Raw genomic sequence first — 14,554 nt, 5'->3', positions numbered from 1 at the left:
TCCCGGAGTCTAAGGGGTGCCCGATGCGGTCGTCGCGGTGCCGCCGTCCACCGGGATGACGGTGCCCGTGAGGTAGGACCCGGCCCGGCTGGCGAGAAACACGGCGATACCCGCCATGTCGTCGTCGCGGCCGAGTCGGCGCAGCGGGGTCGCCGCCGCGATCGTGTCGCCGGTGGCATCGAACGTGGACGCCATCATCTGCCCCGGGAACACTCCGGGTGCTACCGCGTTCACCGTGACGTGCTGTGGGCCCAGCTCTCGGGCAAGCACTCTGGTGAGTTGATGGAGTGCCGCTTTGCTGCTGGCGTACGAGTAGTTGGACGACCGGGCGACGTGGATGGCGGCGATACTGCCGAGGTTGATGATCCGCGCGGGATCATCGGCGGTGCCCGCCCTGCGAAGTGCGGGGAGCAGCGCCTGTACCAGCCAGAACGGCGACTTGAGGTTGAGGTCGAGCACTGCGTCCCAGGCCTCGTCCGGGAACGTCGCCAGCGGCTCGCGCCACGTCGCTCCCGCGTTGTTGACAAGGATGTCCAGGCGTTCCGAGTCGACCGTGACCAGGTCGGCGAGGCGCCGGCACTCGTCGTGCCTGGACAGGTCGGCGGGGATCGCTCGAACGTCACCGAATTCGGAGAGGAGCTGCTGTGCCTCCGCGCACGCGTCTGCCTTGCGTGAGCTGATGACCACGCGGGCGCCCGCCTGGAGAAGGCCGCGCGCCATCATCATCCCGATGCCCCTGGTGCCGCCAGTGACAAGGGCGTACTTCCCACTCAGATCGAAAAGCTCTGTGCGAGTGGTGAATTGATTGTCCGTCATCTGTCTTCGTCCCTTCTGTCGTGGAGGAATGCGCCGAAACGGTCGCGCATTCGAGGCAGCTGAATGGAACCGATGAGGTGGCGCTGCCGTGCGTGTCCACGGTGACAGGCGTTCTGGACGTCCGGGAGACCCTGGTGATCCAGGTACTGTGAGGGCCACCCTTGCCTGAGGAGCTTCCACACGCGACGTGTCCCCTTGAAATGACGGGTGTACAGGCCGCTCGGCGGTCCGGGAGGATGCCCTCCATGACAGGCCCCTTCCCGCCGGAGCCCGGCTCGCGCTCCCCCTCGGTGCAGCCACGGACCCGGCTGCGGACACGGCTGCGGACCCGGCTGCGGACCCGGCCGGCCGACGGGGTGGCGCCGCGGCGGTTCGCCACGCTCCTCGCGGGGTGGCGCTCGGGGCGGGGCAGCCTGCCGGCGACCTCGGCCGGGGTCGAGGTGTGCGCTCTGGCGGTGTTCCTGGGCGTGCGCGTGGTCAACGTCGGCCAGCTGCTGATCTCGTTGCCGACCGCGCTGCGGGGCACCACCTCGCTGGCCCTGTTCACGGCCGTCCTCTCGCTCTACCTCGCCGAGTCGGCCGTGCTGGCCGCCCGCACCGTGCGCGCCCGCGGGTACCTGGACGAGCGGCTGGGGTGCGCGGACGTGGCCACCGCCGTCGCCGTCCTGCTGGCCCAGCCCTGGTACGTGGCGCCCCGCGACCTCACCGGCAGCTGGACCGCCTGGGGTTTCGCCTGCACGCTCGGCTCGGCGTGCGGCGCGGCCGTCGTCTTCCGGCGGCGGCGCGGCACCGCCGTCGCGGTCCTCGCCCTGACCGGCGCCTACCTCGCGGGCAGCCTGCCCCGGGCGCTGCCCGGCGCGTGGAGCACGGTGGTCGCCAACGCCTTCTCCTACGCCGGGTTCGCCCTGCTCACCCGCCTGCTCGCGGGCTACCTGCGACGTCTGGCGGCGGCCGCCGAACAGGCCCGGCAGGCCGCGGCGGAGTCCGCGGCCGAAGCCGCCCGCCTCGCCGAGGTCGACCGCCAGCGGACCCTGCTGCACGACAACATCAGTGTGCTCAGCCTGCTCGCCCGCCAGGACCTGCCGCCCGAGTCGGCGGAGCCGCTGCGCCATCAGGCAACGGTCCTGGCCCGCAAGGTCCGTGCGTTCATCGACGACAACGACGGCGCGCCGGCTCGGCCCACCGGTTCGGCAGCCGGCAGCCCGGGCCAGGACGCCGGCGGCCCGCCCCGCGAGCTGGTCGCCGTCGTGCGCTCCGCCGCGGAGGGCTTCTGGGAGCTGCCGGTCACCTTCAACCTGGACCTCGCCCGCGGCATCGCGCTGCCGGGGCCGACGGCCGCGGCCGTCGAGGCGGCGACCGCGACCCTGCTCCACAACGTCCGCCTGCACGCGCAGGCGCAGACCGTCGTCGTCCACGCGGACGCCGACCGGGCCTCGGGCGAGTGGGAGATCACCGTGCGGGACGACGGACGCGGCTTCGACCCGGCGGCCACCGCACTCGGCTTCGGCCTGCGCGTCCAGGTGACGGAGACCCTGGCCCGCCACCGCGTCCGGGTCGAGCTCGACTCGTTCCCGGACGACGGCACCACCATCACACTCCGCGGACCACTGGAGGCACCGGCATGACCACCGAACACCCGGGCGAGCACCCGGGCGACCACCGGACGACCGTGACCCCCGCGCCGCGCGTGGCGGCCGTCGACGACAACACCATCATCCGCGACTCGCTCTGCCCGCTCTTCCCCGGGTGGGAGGTCGTGGGGTGCTTCCGGGACGCCGAGGCGCTGCTCGCCGCCCGGCCGGCGGCGGACGTGGTGATCGTCGACCTGAACCTGGCCGGCACCGGCCCCGCCCCGGTGCTCCAGGGGCCCGCCGCCGTCCGGGCGGTGGTCCGGGCCGGCTACCGAGTGCTGGTCTTCACCAGCGAGGTGCGGCGCACCATCCTGGTCGACTGCCTGACCGCGGGCGCCCAGGGCATCGTGCACAAGGCCGAGCCGCTCGCGGCGCTCGGCGACGCGGTCGAGGCCGTGGCCGCCGGTCAGATCGTGATCACCCAGGAGCTCACCGGGCTGGCCGAACTCGCTGAGCGCCGCAAGCAGTTGCCCAACCTCTCGGGACGGGAGCGCGAGGTCCTGGCCGGGCGCGCCCGGGGCGAGTCCTTCCGCAGCATCGCCCGCCGGCTGAACATCACGCCGCAGACCGCCACCGGCTACATGAACGGCGTCAAGACCAAGTTCGCGGCCTACCTGCGCGACCACTCGCCCGCCGACCTGGAGCACTACCTCGGTCTGGAGCCCGCCGGCCTGACCGACTGGCAGCCGCCGACCACCGGCCCGCGCTGACCTGCACGTCCCCCCGATTTCGCGGGTACCGCCGGTGCCCTCGGCGGCGGCAGACTCGTGGTCGGGCCGGTGGGAACGACCCGCCGGAGCCACCCCGCGGACCATCGGGAGGGACAGCCGTGGCCACCAAGGAGCAGTACGAGGCCGTACTCGTGAAGGCCGAGCACGCCGGGCTCGGTTCGCTCAGCAAGCAGGAGCTGGACCTCCTGATGCGCATCTACCGCGAGACCGGTTCCCGCGGCAACCGCGCCCGTCGGGTCGTCGACGGCAAGTAGCCGGACCGGCAAGAGAGGAGAGATCGGATGGGACTTTTCCGAGGATCCCGAGGGTCGAGCGACGTGAGCCGCACCCGGGGAGCGGGCGAGGTGGGCCGCTTCGAGTCCCCGCACTCGCCGCAGGACACCCTGCAGGTCGTCTACGCGGGCCTGGCGTCGCAGCTCTCCACCGAGGAGTTCCGCGCCACCGCACCCGGCCCGATGGCGACGATCTTCATCAGTCGCCTCAGCCCGGGCGGCATCACCGTCACCGCCGGCAACTCGGTCGAGACGTACTTCGCGTTCCACGTGGACCTCACCCCCACCGCGAACGGCTGTGCGGGGCATGCCTACTACGACCGCCCCGAGCAGCAGATCCGCCGCTGGACGGGCAATGCGATCAAGATCAACGGCGGTGTGCTGATGGCCCTGGAACGCGCCTCCGTCCGCACCACCGGCTGGCACCTGGGGTGAGCCGCCACGCCCCCGGCCGACTGGGTCGGCCGGGGGCCCTGGCGCGGTCGGCCGGAGGACTCAGACCCGCCCGGCGGACGCCGTGGAGCGACGAGCCACCGTCGGCACGGCGGAGCACAGCGTGTTCAGCAGCACCGCCGTCAGCGTGCCAGCGACCACACCGCTGCCGAGGACCGTGCGAACCCAGCCGGGAGCGCCGGAGTACAGGGCGGGTGCCACCACCGGCAGCAGCCCCACCGTCAGCGCCAGGCCGACCACGAGAGCGTCGGGTGAGTCGCCGAGCAGCGTCCGGCCGAGCAGCTCCACGCCCATGACCGTGATCATCGCGTAGACGACCAGCGCAGCGCCGGCGACGACTGCCGCGGGCAGCCCGGCGACCAGCCGCGACAGCGGGGCGCAGAGCCCCGCCGCGATCAGCAAACCCCCGGCGGTGGCGGTCACGTGGCGACTGCGGACGCCGGTGAGCCGGTTGATGCCGATGTTCTCGGAGCTGGTCACCATCGGCGGCGCCCCCAGGATCCCGCTGACCAGCGACACCAGCGCGTCGGCCCGCGCCACCCGCGGGACGTCGCGGGCGAGGTCGGCCCGTTCGCTGACGAGGGCGGTCTGACCGGTGGCCTCGGCCAGCGAGGTGAGGCCGAACAGCAGCAGCGGCAGGGCCGCGGGCAGGTCGAACTCCGGTGTGCCGTAGGGCAGCAGACGCGGGAGCGAGCCGCCGGACGCGGTGGCCGGGGCGAACACGCCGAGCCCGGTGGCGAGCACGACGGCGGTACCGCCGAGCAGCCCGACCAGCACCGCGCACTGCCGCCAGGCGCCCCGCAGCAGCAGGCGCGCGGCCAGGGTGATCCCGACGGTGAGGCCCGCGGCCGCCAGGGCGCCCGGCTGCGCCGCGCCGCCCGGGCCGATCAGCAGCTGCGCGGTGACCCTGACCATGGAGACGCCCACCAGGAGCACGGTCACCCCCGTGACCAGCGGCGGGAAGAGCCGGACCACCCTGCCGTAGCACGGCGTCACCGCGAGCAGCAGCACCGCCGCGAGCAGCACCGAACCGGAGGCGACGGCCGGACCGCGGTCGTGCGCGATCTGCAGGAAGAGTGCGGTCGCGGCCCCGCCGGGCAGCATGACGAAGGGCAGCCGGGCGCCGAAGCTCCACCCGCCGAGCGACTGGAGCACCGAGCCGGCCCCCGACAGCACCAGCACCGCGGCCAGCAGCGAGGCCGTCTGAGCGGTCGTCAGTCGGAGCGCGGACGCCATCAGGAAGGCGGTGGAGACGGGCGTCGCCGCCATCGCGAGGACGTGCTGCAGGGCGAGCGGGACGAGCCGCCGCAGCGGCGGCGGCCCCTCACCGGTGAGCAGCGGGTCCGACGCATCCGGCGCACCCGGGTCGGTGGTCACGGCCGGGCCGCCAGCCACGGGAGCTCCTCGGGGGTGTAACGGTAGGCGCGGAAGACGGCGTTGGGCTCGGCGGGGAACAGCGTGCGGACCTCCGACTCGGCGTAGGCGCCGAAGAGCGGCACCACGTACTCCCAGCACAGGTAGCCGTCCGCGGTCACCTCGAAGAGGCGGCCCGCGGGCGAGTCGGTGACCAGGGTGTTGCCGTTCGCCAGCCGTTGGGCCGAGCCCATGAACGGCGCGAAGAAGGACTCCCGCGCCGGGTCGTGGTACTCCCAGGCGACCGTGCCGTCGGCGCGGTCGATCTCGATCACGCGTGAGTAGGGCACGTCGTGACCGGGCCGGAAGACGCCGTTGTCGAAGACGAGCAGCCGGCCGTCGGCCAGTTCGGTGGGGTGGTGCTGCTGGGAGACGGTGCCGGGCGGGGTGCGCCAGAGGATCTCCCCCGTGGCGCGGCTGATCACCACCACCGCGGAGACGCTGCGCAGGCTCGCCAGCACGTTGCCGTCGGCGAGCGGGGTGACGCTGTTGATCAGCGGCCAGTGCTCGCGGGCGTAGTCCGGGTGGAGCGGGTACTCGGCTCGGTCCAGGTGCTCGGCGGCCCGCCAGTTCCAGCGGGGTCCGCCGTCGGGTCCGACCTCGGTGATGGTGTCGGCCCACACCGTCGTCCCGCCGGCCTCTGAGCCGGGGACACCGCCGAGGACGGTGCCCGCCGCCGCTCCGCGCAGGGGTTCGAGACCGGTGTAGAGGACACCGCCGTCCTCGAGGTGGTGGGCGTCGTGGTGCTGGCGCGGGTCCCGGTGCTCCCAGAGCACCGTGCCGTCCGGCGCGGCCCGGAGCATGACGCCGCCGCGGTACTTGTGCCACATCGGGAAGAGCGCCCGCTGGCCGGGAAGGACGCCGTTGTAGGCGAGTTCGCCGCCGCGCACGATCCGGGCGTGCCGGCCCGGCCGGTAGGGCAAGCGCCAGCGGTGCGCGGTCCGCCCGGCCAGGTCCACCAGGTGCACCTCGCCGCCGCCGGTCAGCGGGGCGAAGAGGGTGAAGCCGGGGAAGGCGGCCGCCGGGTCGAGGGCGATGAGCCCGGTGCCGCGGCGGCGGCGCTGGTTCTGGTCGACGCGAGTCACGCCTCGCTCCTGTCAAAGTTTGTTTGATGCTGTCAAAGTGCTTCGACGATAGGAGCGTCATGTCAAGTCCGTGTTGCAGCCTGTTGCAGCCGTACGAAAGCTGCCTCCCGACTGCATAGGGTGGCCGTCGGGAAGGAGCAGCGATCATGAGCGAAGCAGCTGCGGCAGCCGGCACCGCGAACGGCGACGGGGAGCGCGCCGGGCCGCGTCTGGGCGCCGCGGTCCGGCGCCGGCGCCGGGTCCTCGAGCTGACCCTGGCGGAGGTGGCCCGCCGCACCGGCCTGTCCGTCCCGTTCCTCAGTCAGATCGAGAACGACCGGGCCCGCCCCAGCATGCGTTCGCTGCAGCTCATCGCCGACGGACTGGGCACCACCGCGGTCGACCTGCTGGCCGCCGCCGATGCCGAGGGCCGCCCGGTCGACCTGGTCCGTGCCGAGGACCCCGCGGGTCTGTCCCCGGACGCCGGGGTCCGCCCCCTGGTCCGCGGCCGGCGCCGGCTGCACGCACTGGAGTTCACCGGGGAGCACCGGGCGGACCGCGAGTTCCTGCACCCCGACGACGAGCTGATGTACGTCGTCGACGGGGCCGCGGAGGTCGAGACGGAAGGCCGGATCCACCGGCTCCGGCGCGGCGACACCCTCTACCTGGCCGGCGGGGTCCGCCACCGCTGGCGCAGCACCCGCCCGGACACCCGCCTGCTCGTCGTCGCCGTCTCCGACCACGTCACCGGAGCGCTCCCCGGCGACACCGCCCGGCCGGGCCGGACGGTGTCCTGACGATCGACTCCGTGCCTGACGGTCGACGGCGTCCTGACGGTCGACGGCGTCCTGACGATCGGTCCGGTCGCCGACGGGGACGGCGGGACGCGGACGGTCAGGCCGCCAGCACCTTGGTCTTGGCCTTCTGGTACTCGTCCTCGGTGATGTCGCCGTGGTTCTTCAGCTCGGCGAGCCGGGCCAGGTCCTGGACGTGGCCCGAGGGGCGGTCGCCGGGGGCGGCGGCCTCCTGGACGTACTCGCGGAAGGCCTCCTCCGCCTTGGCCGACCGGGCGGCCTCGCGGGAGCCCATGCCCTTGCCGCGGGCGATCAGGTAGGCCATGACGCCGAGGAAGGGCAGCACGATGAGGAAGACCGACCAGGCGGCCTTGGCCCCGCCGCTGACCTCGTCGTCCCGGAAGAGGTCCGCGAAGACCCGCACCAGCAGGAACAGCCACAGGATCCACAGGAAGACCCACATGGTGGTCAGCAGGATGTTGAGCATCGGGTAGCTGCTCGCGGCAAGATCGATCATGGCGACGACCCTCCAGCTGTCGGGCCTGCCACATGGGCCGCGGCAGGCGTGGGAACCGCTACCGACTCCAGTCTCCGTCCGACGCAACACCGCCGCACCAGCGGCGAGGCCGGGACGGCCGACCGGGAGCGGGCCGCTCCCTCACTTCGTGGCGCGCCGGGCGTTCCTGCGCCTGCGGTACGACACGAACAGACCGGTGACGACACCCACCAGCCAGACCCCGAGCAGGGCCGCCCACAGGGGCATCGTCACCAGCGGGACGATCACCCGGATCCGGACGCTGCCGCGGTTCTCCGCGATGAACACCACGGCGAGGGCCACCAGCACGCCCGGCACGAACCAGCGGCTGCGCCACCAGCCACCGGTGTCCCGGTCGGTCCCGTCCCGGGTCCCGGTGCTGCGCTCGGTCATGGCGGACTCCCTTCCAGCGCTGCATCCCCCCTTCCCACCCGATCCTCCCGCAGGATCGGCTTCCGCGACCGCGAGGACGGCGGGTGGTCGGCCGGTCACTCACCCGTTCGACGGCGGGCGGGCGGCCGCCCGGCCGCGCGGTACGGAGACTGGCAGGCAGGGGCCGCCACCGAGGAGGGCCGAGGACAAGGAGGGCCGCGAATGGCGCAGGGCCCGCCCGCCACGGAGACGGCGCAGCTGGGTGAGCTGCTGCGCGGGCGCTCCTTCCGGATGCTGCTGCTGGTGTCCGCGCTGGCCGGGATCCCCGTGTCGCTGCTCGCCTTCGGGTTCGTCAGTCTGGAGCACTGGCTGCAGCACGGGGTCTGGGAGTGGCTCCCGCACCAGTTGGGCCGGTCCGGTCCGCCGTGGTGGTGGCCGCTGCCCGCGCTGCTGCTCGGCGGGGTGCTGGCGGCGCTGTCCATCAGCCGGCTGCCCGGACGCGGCGGCCACGTCCCGGCCCACGGCCTGGGCCTGCACGCGACGCCTCCCGCGGCGCTGCCCGGCATCGTGCTGGCCGCGTTGGCGAGCCTGCCGCTCGGCGCGGTGCTCGGCCCGGAGGCGCCGCTGATGGCCCTCGGCAGCGGCGTGGCCCTGCTCTGCGTGGCCCGCCGGGACCTGCCCGAGCGGGCCCGCAACGTGCTCGGCGCGGCCGGTGCCGCCGCGGCGATCTCCGTCATCTTCGGTGATCCGCTGGTCGCCGGGGTGCTGCTGATCGAGGCGGCCGGCGTGGGCGGGCCGCAGTTGTCCGTCCTGCTGCTGCCCTGCCTGCTGGCCGGCGGTGTCGGCGCCTTGGTCTTCACCGGTTTCGGCCGGTGGTCCGGCTTCGAGATCGGGGCGCTGAACCTGCCGACCGTCCCGGCGGACCACCCGCCCGCCGTCGGCGACTTCCTGTGGGGCGTCCCGCTCGCCGTGCTGATCGCCTGCTGCGCCGTGCCCGCCGTGCAGCTGGCCGGACGGCTGGCCGACCTGGTCGAGCGGCGGACCGTCCCGGCGACCGTCGCCTGCGCGACCGCGGTCGGCGGCTGCGCCGCCCTGTACGCGCTGACCACCGGCCGCTCCTCGGCGGAGGCCGCGCTGTCCGGCCAGGCCACCCTCGCCCAGCTGGCCGCGACGCCGCACGCCTGGTCGGTCGGCGCGCTCCTCGCGCTGGTGGCCTTCAAGGGGTCGGCCTGGGTCCTGTCCATGGGCAGCCTGCGCGGCGGCCCGATCTTCCCCGCGCTCTTCCTCGGCACAGCGCTGGCGATGGCGCTGATCGGACTGCCCGGCTTCGGCCCGGCCCCGGCCCTCGCCGTGGGTCTGGCGGCCGGCGGGGCGACGGTCCTGCGGCTGCCGCTGTCCGCGATCGTCCTGGCCACGCTGCTGCTCGGCAAGGACGCCGCCGACCAGCTCCCGCTGGTCATCGTCAGCGCCGTCGCCGCCTTCGCCACCGGCGAACTGCTGCGCACACCCGTCGCCCGGGTGGGTCGGAGCGACCGGCGCCGGTAGGCCGCGGTGCGCCCTGGAGCAGCGTCCCGGCCGGGACCAGCTGACCCGGCGGCCGGCTCCCGTAGCCCGCGGCGCTCCCCGGCGCGGGTGCGGGCACCCGGGCCGGCGGCAGATCCTGGAGGGGGAGCGCAGGAACCGTCCTCGTCGAGGAGGCCCTCATGGTGACCGAACCCGCAGCCAGGACCGGTGGGCAGCCGGGGAGAACGCCGCCGGGTGCGCCGCCGACCGCGCCCCCGAGTGCGCAGGAACGGGCCCGGCTCGGCCGGGCCGCCCGGGCCCGGGTGCCCCGGTCGGCCCACGGGGAGTTCGCGCCGGCCGCCGACCGGCCGGACCCGGTGGCGGTGATCGAGGCGCAGTCCGCGCAGCGGGTGACGGAGCTGGTCCCGGTCCGCTACGGCCGGATGAGCGAGTCGCCGTTCCGCTTCTACCGCGGCGCCGCGGCGATCATGGCAACCGATCTGGGTGCGGGACCGAGCACCGGACTGACGGTGCAGCTCTGCGGTGACGCCCACCTGCTCAACTTCCGGCTGCTCGGCTCGCCGGAACGCAACCTGCTGTTCGACATCAACGACTTCGACGAGACCCACCCGGGGCCCTTCGAGTGGGACGTGAAGCGGCTGGCCGCGAGCCTGGTGATCGCCGGCCGGGAGAACGGCCTGCCGGACGCCGAGAGCACTGCCGTCGTCCGGGCCTGCGTGCAGTCCTACCGGGAGGCGATGCGCGCCTTCGCCGAGCTGGGCAACCTGGACGTCTGGTACGCGAAGGCCGACGCGTACCGCTTGCAGGCCGCCGTCGCGGGCCGGCTCGCCAAGAGCACCCGCAAGCGGCTGACCGCCAATCTGGCCCGGGCCCGCGCCCGGGACAGCCTGCAGGCCTTCGAGAAGCTGACCGAGGAGGTGGACGGCCGGCGCCGGATCACCGCCGCACCGCCGCTGATCACACCGCTGGCGACGCTCCTCCCCGACGAGGAGCGGGCCGTCCTGGAGGAGGAACTCCGGGACCTGCTCGACCGCTACGCGCGGACGCTCGCCACCGACCGGCGCCACCTGCTGCGGCAGTACCGCGTGGTGGACATGGCCAGGAAGGTGGTCGGGGTGGGCAGCGTCGGCACCCGATGCTGGATCGCCCTGCTGCTCGGACGCGACGACGGGGACCCGCTCTTCCTCCAGGCGAAGGAGGCCCAGGCCTCCGTCCTGGAGCCGTTCACCGGCGCGTGCGCCTTCGCCAACCAGGGCGAACGGGTGGTCGCCGGACAGCGGCTGATGCAGGCCGCCAGTGACCTCTTCCTGGGCTGGGAGCGAGTCACCGGCCTGGACGGGCGCCAACGCGACTTCTACGTCCGCCAGTTGCGCGACTGGAAGGGGATCGCCCAGCCGGCCCTGATGACCCGGCAGGACCTGACCGAGTTCGGCAGGCTCTGCGGCTGGACGCTCGCCCGGGCGCACGCCAGATCGGGCGACCGGATCGCGATCGCCGGCTACCTGGGACGCGGCGACGCCTTCGACCGTGCGCTGGCCCGCTTCGCCACCAGCTACGCCGACCAGAACGAACACGACCACCAGGCCCTGCTGTCCGCCGTCCGCTCCGGCCGGGTGGCCGCCAGGTCGGACGTCTGAGGCGGAGCCGGGCGACCACCCCGGCACGCAACTGCCGCCACCTCGGAATGACGGAGAATCCCCCCGGAAATTCGATCGATCATCATAAGAGCCGACATTTAAATATCGTCCGCGAACTCTGGTTCCGTGCCCATTCGGCCACTACTCTCGAATTCGAGCCGACCGCCCGCCGCACGCGGCAGTCGGCACCCGATCGGCACGGAAGGAGCATTTCCCGATGACCGACGACTTTCCGGAGGACCCACCGGTCGATCCCACGTCGGGCGTGGACCTGCAGCAGCTGACGGCCGCGGCCGCCCAGCCGGCGGGCCGCCCGCCCGAGCCGGCCAGTACCGCCCAGGACGGCGTCCGCGAGGAGCGCTCCGGCGCCATCTTCACGGCCAGGGAGCCGACGGCGGCGGACCAGCCGAGCACCGGTCCCGCTTTCCGGCGACAGCCGAACGAATCCGACAGCTGAGGGGCGGGCCGCATGCTGCGTTTCCAGAACGGCTACTCCCAGACCATCAACGTCATGATCGAGCGCTACGACGCGGGCTGCCAGCCGACGCCCTGGCACCGCACCGGCTGGTGGGTCATCCAGCCGGGCGGGTCCGCGGTCGCCTACGGCGGAGACCTCGCCGCACTCAACCGGTACTGGTACTGGTACGCCTTCGCCGTGGACAACACCCAGTGGTCCGGACCGTTCCCCGAGAACGTGCCCTATTCCGAATTCGACTGGTGCCCGGACGTCGCCGCCAGCCCGTCGGTCAACATCGGCATGCGTGAGCTGGACGTCAACGGCGCCTCGAGCTGGACGCTGAACCTGGTCCTCTGACGCCCGGCCGCCGCGATGGTGGACCGCCCTCCCCGGGGCGGTCCACCATCGCTTTTCGCCGGCCCGCACCCGACCCCGGCCCGCCCCCGGCTACGCCCACCTGCGGCGCCGACCAGCGCAGCACCCCGCACCGCCCCCGGGCTGATGTAGCTTCATGTTCGTTATCGGCGTTTGATATTGACGCTTGCTGTTGGATTCTGGTTCGCTTTGCTCGCCTGCGCAGGCACCGCTCCACGCACTGGACACCCACCCACCACCGAACCCGGAGTAGGTATGCGCAAGACGTGGGCCATGCTCACCACGACCGCGCTCGCCGCGGCCGCACTGGTCGGGATCCCGATGACGGCCACCCCGGCGGCCGCACTGGGCAACGACCTGGCGCTCACCCCGCCGATGGGCTGGAACGACTGGAACGCCTTCGGCTGCGGCGTCAGCGAACAACTCGTCGAGCAGACCGCCGACAAGATCGTCTCCTCGGGCCTGGCGGCCGCCGGCTACCAGTACGTCAACATCGACGACTGCTGGCTGACGCACAGTCGCGACGCCGCCGGGAACCTCGTCCCGGACCCGACCAAGTTCCCCGACGGCATCAAGGGCGTCGCCGACTACGTGCACGCCAAGGGCCTCAAGCTGGGCATCTACGAGAGCGCCGGCACCCTCACCTGCGCCGGCTACCCGGGCAGCCTCGGCCACGAGAAGCAGGACGCCGCCGCCTTCGCCTCCTGGGGCGTCGACTACCTCAAGTACGACAACTGCTACAACCAGGGCGTCCCCGCGATCCAGCGCTACAGCGCGATGCGCGACGCACTGGCCGCGACCGGGCGACCGATCGTCTACAGCATCTGCAGTTGGGGCACCGACGACGTCGACAGCTGGGGCCCGGGCGTCGGCAACCTCTGGCGCACCACGGGCGACATCGACGCCTCCTACGGTTCCATGTTGGGGAACTTCCACCAGAACGTCCAACTCGCCGGCGGTGCCGGGCCGGACGCCTGGAACGACCCCGACATGCTCGAGGTCGGCAACGGGATGACCCCCACGGAGGACCGCAGCGAGTTCTCGCTGTGGGCGGAGATGGCGGCGCCCCTGGTCTCCGGCACCGACCTGCGCACCGCGAGCGCGGACACCCTGGCGATCTACGGCAACCGCGAGGTGATCGCCGTGGACCAGGACCGCCTCGGCGAGCAGGGCCGGCCGGTCACCCTGACCGGCGGCCTCGACGTGCTGGCCAAGCCGCTGGCCGACGGCAGCGTGGCGGTCACGCTCTTCAACGAGAACGCCGCCCCGGCCACCATCGCCACCACGGCCGCCGCCGTCGGCCTGCCGCACGCGGCCGGCTACCAGCTGCGCGACCTGTGGGCGCACACCACCAGCAGCACCGCGGGAACGATCAGCGCCTACATCCCGGGGCACGCGACCGTGATGTACCGGGTCACGCCCACCTCGGACCCCCGCGCCCTCGCACCGGCGGTCGAACTGGGCACCAGCACGGCGACCTTCACCGCCGGCAGTTCCGCCACACTGCTCTCCACCTTCACCGACAACGGCGTCGAGCCGGTCGACGACGTCCGCCTCGGGCTCACCGTCCCCGCCGGATGGACCGTCACACCGCTGACCCCCACCCGGTTCGGCCACGTCGCCCCCGGCAAGGCGGCCCTCGCCGAGTTCGAGGTCACCGCGCCCGCCACGCTCAGCGCCCCCATCACCCGGGCCACCGTGGGCGGCACCGCCACCTCGCACTGGCACGGCCAGGCGCAGCAGCTCGGCACCGCCGACGCCGTGACCGTCCCCGCCCCGGTGCAGGCACCGTTGCGGACCTTCAGTGACGCCACCGGCCCCGGCGCCGTCTTCGGCCAGCAGGGCGACCGGATCGCGATCGACGGCGCCGGTGACGACCTGTGGGGCAGCACCGACCAGTACAGCGCCGTCTACCGCCCCGGCGCGGAGCACGACGGATCCGTCACCACGGTCGAGGTCACCGCCCAGGCGGCCACCAGCGACTGGGCGAAGGCCGGGATCATGGTGCGCGACGACATCACCGGCGCCGGCAGCTCCCCCGGCTACCTGATCCTCGCCGAGGCCCCGGGCAAGGGCTACGTGATGCAGTGGGATGCCAACGGCGACGGGCAGCTGGACAGCAACAGCGCGCCCGCCAACGAGGGCACCGGCACCGCCGCCTACCCGAGCCTGCTGAAGCTGGTCCGCAACGGCTCGGTCTTCACCGGCTCCTACTCCACCGACGGCAGCACCTGGACCCAGCTCGGCGCCGTGACCCTCCCCGGCGTCACCGCCACCCAGGACGTCGGCCTGTTCACCAGCTCGCACAGCAGCGGCACAGCGGGCGAGGCGGACTTCTCCGCCTTCACCCAGAGCTGACACCACCGTCCCACCCGCACCGCGCGGGGGGGGGGGGGGGGGGGAGTGGGCGCTGCCCGCGACGGCGATGCCGACGGTGCCGAGGGCCAACCCGAGGACGCTCGCCAGTACCGTCACCGGCC

General features: G+C 73.4%; 15 protein-coding genes. 10 read left to right on the top strand and 5 right to left on the bottom strand.

Translation table 11 applies throughout. The features are described 5' to 3' along the window. Nucleotides 1-9: 9 nt before the first annotated feature. The gene (locus tag ACQRUO_RS03680; protein WP_428314227.1) at nucleotides 10-816 is read right to left on the bottom strand and encodes an SDR family oxidoreductase; all 807 of its coding nucleotides are present in this window, start codon (nucleotides 814-816) and stop codon (nucleotides 10-12) included. Between the two features lie 245 nt (nucleotides 817-1,061). On the opposite strand from ACQRUO_RS03680, the gene ACQRUO_RS03675 reads away from it, so the two are divergent. The 4 genes from ACQRUO_RS03675 to ACQRUO_RS03660 all read left to right on the top strand — a co-directional run bounded on the left by ACQRUO_RS03675 (nucleotide 1,062) and on the right by ACQRUO_RS03660 (nucleotide 3,885). After that, entirely contained in the window at nucleotides 1,062-2,441 is a 1,380-nt protein-coding gene (locus ACQRUO_RS03675) for an ATP-binding protein (protein ID WP_428314226.1), read from the top strand. Continuing rightward, a complete protein-coding gene (locus tag ACQRUO_RS03670) occupies nucleotides 2,438-3,157 on the top strand; it encodes a LuxR C-terminal-related transcriptional regulator (protein WP_428314225.1) in 720 nt (239 codons plus the stop codon). Before ACQRUO_RS03675 ends, ACQRUO_RS03670 begins: the two co-directional genes overlap by 4 nt. 119 nt (nucleotides 3,158-3,276) lie before the next feature. Beyond that, the gene (locus ACQRUO_RS03665; RefSeq protein ID WP_428314224.1) at nucleotides 3,277-3,432 is read left to right on the top strand and encodes a hypothetical protein; all 156 of its coding nucleotides are present in this window, start codon (nucleotides 3,277-3,279) and stop codon (nucleotides 3,430-3,432) included. Between the two features lie 63 nt (nucleotides 3,433-3,495). Continuing rightward, on the top strand, nucleotides 3,496-3,885 hold the full coding sequence (locus tag ACQRUO_RS03660) for a hypothetical protein (RefSeq protein ID WP_428314223.1): 390 nt from the start codon (nucleotides 3,496-3,498) through the stop codon (nucleotides 3,883-3,885). Between the two features lie 60 nt (nucleotides 3,886-3,945). On the opposite strand, the gene ACQRUO_RS03655 is transcribed toward ACQRUO_RS03660, so the two are convergent. Next, nucleotides 3,946-5,298 (bottom strand): uracil-xanthine permease family protein, encoded by a 1,353-nt coding sequence (locus ACQRUO_RS03655; protein ID WP_428314222.1) that lies wholly within the window; start codon nucleotides 5,296-5,298, stop codon nucleotides 3,946-3,948. After that, nucleotides 5,277-6,401 (bottom strand): aryl-sulfate sulfotransferase, encoded by a 1,125-nt coding sequence (locus ACQRUO_RS03650; protein WP_428314221.1) that lies wholly within the window; start codon nucleotides 6,399-6,401, stop codon nucleotides 5,277-5,279. Before ACQRUO_RS03650 ends, ACQRUO_RS03655 begins: the two co-directional genes overlap by 22 nt. 146 nt (nucleotides 6,402-6,547) lie before the next feature. Here ACQRUO_RS03650 and ACQRUO_RS03645 point away from each other — a divergent pair, with 146 nt between their 5' ends. After that, a complete protein-coding gene (locus ACQRUO_RS03645) occupies nucleotides 6,548-7,177 on the top strand; it encodes a helix-turn-helix domain-containing protein (protein ID WP_428314220.1) in 630 nt (209 codons plus the stop codon). A gap of 97 nt (nucleotides 7,178-7,274) precedes the next feature. On the opposite strand, the gene ACQRUO_RS03640 is transcribed toward ACQRUO_RS03645, so the two are convergent. Both ACQRUO_RS03640 and ACQRUO_RS03635 read right to left on the bottom strand, forming a co-directional pair. Then, nucleotides 7,275-7,691: a PLDc N-terminal domain-containing protein gene (locus ACQRUO_RS03640; protein WP_428314219.1), complete on the bottom strand. Its 417-nt coding sequence runs from the start codon at nucleotides 7,689-7,691 to the stop codon at nucleotides 7,275-7,277. 141 nt (nucleotides 7,692-7,832) lie between these two features. Then, nucleotides 7,833-8,102 (bottom strand): DUF1049 domain-containing protein, encoded by a 270-nt coding sequence (locus ACQRUO_RS03635; protein ID WP_428314218.1) that lies wholly within the window; start codon nucleotides 8,100-8,102, stop codon nucleotides 7,833-7,835. Between the two features lie 201 nt (nucleotides 8,103-8,303). Between ACQRUO_RS03635 and ACQRUO_RS03630 the strand changes: the two genes are divergently transcribed. The 5 genes from ACQRUO_RS03630 to ACQRUO_RS03610 all read left to right on the top strand — a co-directional run bounded on the left by ACQRUO_RS03630 (nucleotide 8,304) and on the right by ACQRUO_RS03610 (nucleotide 14,432). After that, on the top strand, nucleotides 8,304-9,626 hold the full coding sequence (locus tag ACQRUO_RS03630) for a chloride channel protein (RefSeq protein WP_428314217.1): 1,323 nt from the start codon (nucleotides 8,304-8,306) through the stop codon (nucleotides 9,624-9,626). A gap of 158 nt (nucleotides 9,627-9,784) precedes the next feature. Next, the gene (locus ACQRUO_RS03625) at nucleotides 9,785-11,242 is read left to right on the top strand and encodes a DUF2252 domain-containing protein (protein WP_428314216.1); all 1,458 of its coding nucleotides are present in this window, start codon (nucleotides 9,785-9,787) and stop codon (nucleotides 11,240-11,242) included. A gap of 217 nt (nucleotides 11,243-11,459) precedes the next feature. Next, a complete protein-coding gene (locus ACQRUO_RS03620; protein ID WP_428314215.1) occupies nucleotides 11,460-11,699 on the top strand; it encodes a hypothetical protein in 240 nt (79 codons plus the stop codon). A 12-nt stretch (nucleotides 11,700-11,711) separates the two neighbouring features. Then, nucleotides 11,712-12,056 (top strand): DUF1036 domain-containing protein, encoded by a 345-nt coding sequence (locus ACQRUO_RS03615; protein ID WP_428314214.1) that lies wholly within the window; start codon nucleotides 11,712-11,714, stop codon nucleotides 12,054-12,056. Between the two features lie 273 nt (nucleotides 12,057-12,329). Continuing rightward, nucleotides 12,330-14,432 carry an NEW3 domain-containing protein gene (locus ACQRUO_RS03610; protein WP_428314213.1) on the top strand — a complete coding sequence of 701 codons (2,103 nt, stop codon included), beginning with the start codon at nucleotides 12,330-12,332 and terminating at the stop codon, nucleotides 14,430-14,432. The last annotated feature ends 122 nt before the right edge of the window (nucleotides 14,433-14,554 follow it).

This window comes from Kitasatospora sp. LaBMicrA B282, from assembly GCF_050325825.1.
In the GTDB taxonomy this organism is placed as follows: Bacteria; Actinomycetota; Actinomycetes; order Streptomycetales; family Streptomycetaceae; genus Kitasatospora.
The sequence above is the reverse complement of the archived record's forward strand: the minus strand, read 5'-3'. Positions and strand labels throughout refer to the sequence as shown.

Excerpts from the sequence above, each read along its gene's own strand:
- ACQRUO_RS03680 (WP_428314227.1), bottom strand. The coding sequence starts at position 816 with ATGACGGACAATCAATTCACCACTCGCACAGAGCTTTTCGATCTGAGT.
- ACQRUO_RS03670 (WP_428314225.1), top strand. The coding sequence starts at position 2,438 with ATGACCACCGAACACCCGGGCGAGCACCCGGGCGACCACCGGACGACC.
- ACQRUO_RS03675 (WP_428314226.1), top strand. The coding sequence starts at position 1,062 with ATGACAGGCCCCTTCCCGCCGGAGCCCGGCTCGCGCTCCCCCTCGGTG.
- ACQRUO_RS03635 (WP_428314218.1), bottom strand. The coding sequence starts at position 8,102 with ATGACCGAGCGCAGCACCGGGACCCGGGACGGGACCGACCGGGACACC.
- ACQRUO_RS03615 (WP_428314214.1), top strand. The coding sequence starts at position 11,712 with ATGCTGCGTTTCCAGAACGGCTACTCCCAGACCATCAACGTCATGATC.
- ACQRUO_RS03620 (WP_428314215.1), top strand. The coding sequence starts at position 11,460 with ATGACCGACGACTTTCCGGAGGACCCACCGGTCGATCCCACGTCGGGC.
- ACQRUO_RS03640 (WP_428314219.1), bottom strand. The coding sequence starts at position 7,691 with ATGATCGATCTTGCCGCGAGCAGCTACCCGATGCTCAACATCCTGCTG.
- ACQRUO_RS03645 (WP_428314220.1), top strand. The coding sequence starts at position 6,548 with ATGAGCGAAGCAGCTGCGGCAGCCGGCACCGCGAACGGCGACGGGGAG.
- ACQRUO_RS03625 (WP_428314216.1), top strand. The coding sequence starts at position 9,785 with ATGGTGACCGAACCCGCAGCCAGGACCGGTGGGCAGCCGGGGAGAACG.
- ACQRUO_RS03630 (WP_428314217.1), top strand. The coding sequence starts at position 8,304 with ATGGCGCAGGGCCCGCCCGCCACGGAGACGGCGCAGCTGGGTGAGCTG.
- ACQRUO_RS03610 (WP_428314213.1), top strand. The coding sequence starts at position 12,330 with ATGCGCAAGACGTGGGCCATGCTCACCACGACCGCGCTCGCCGCGGCC.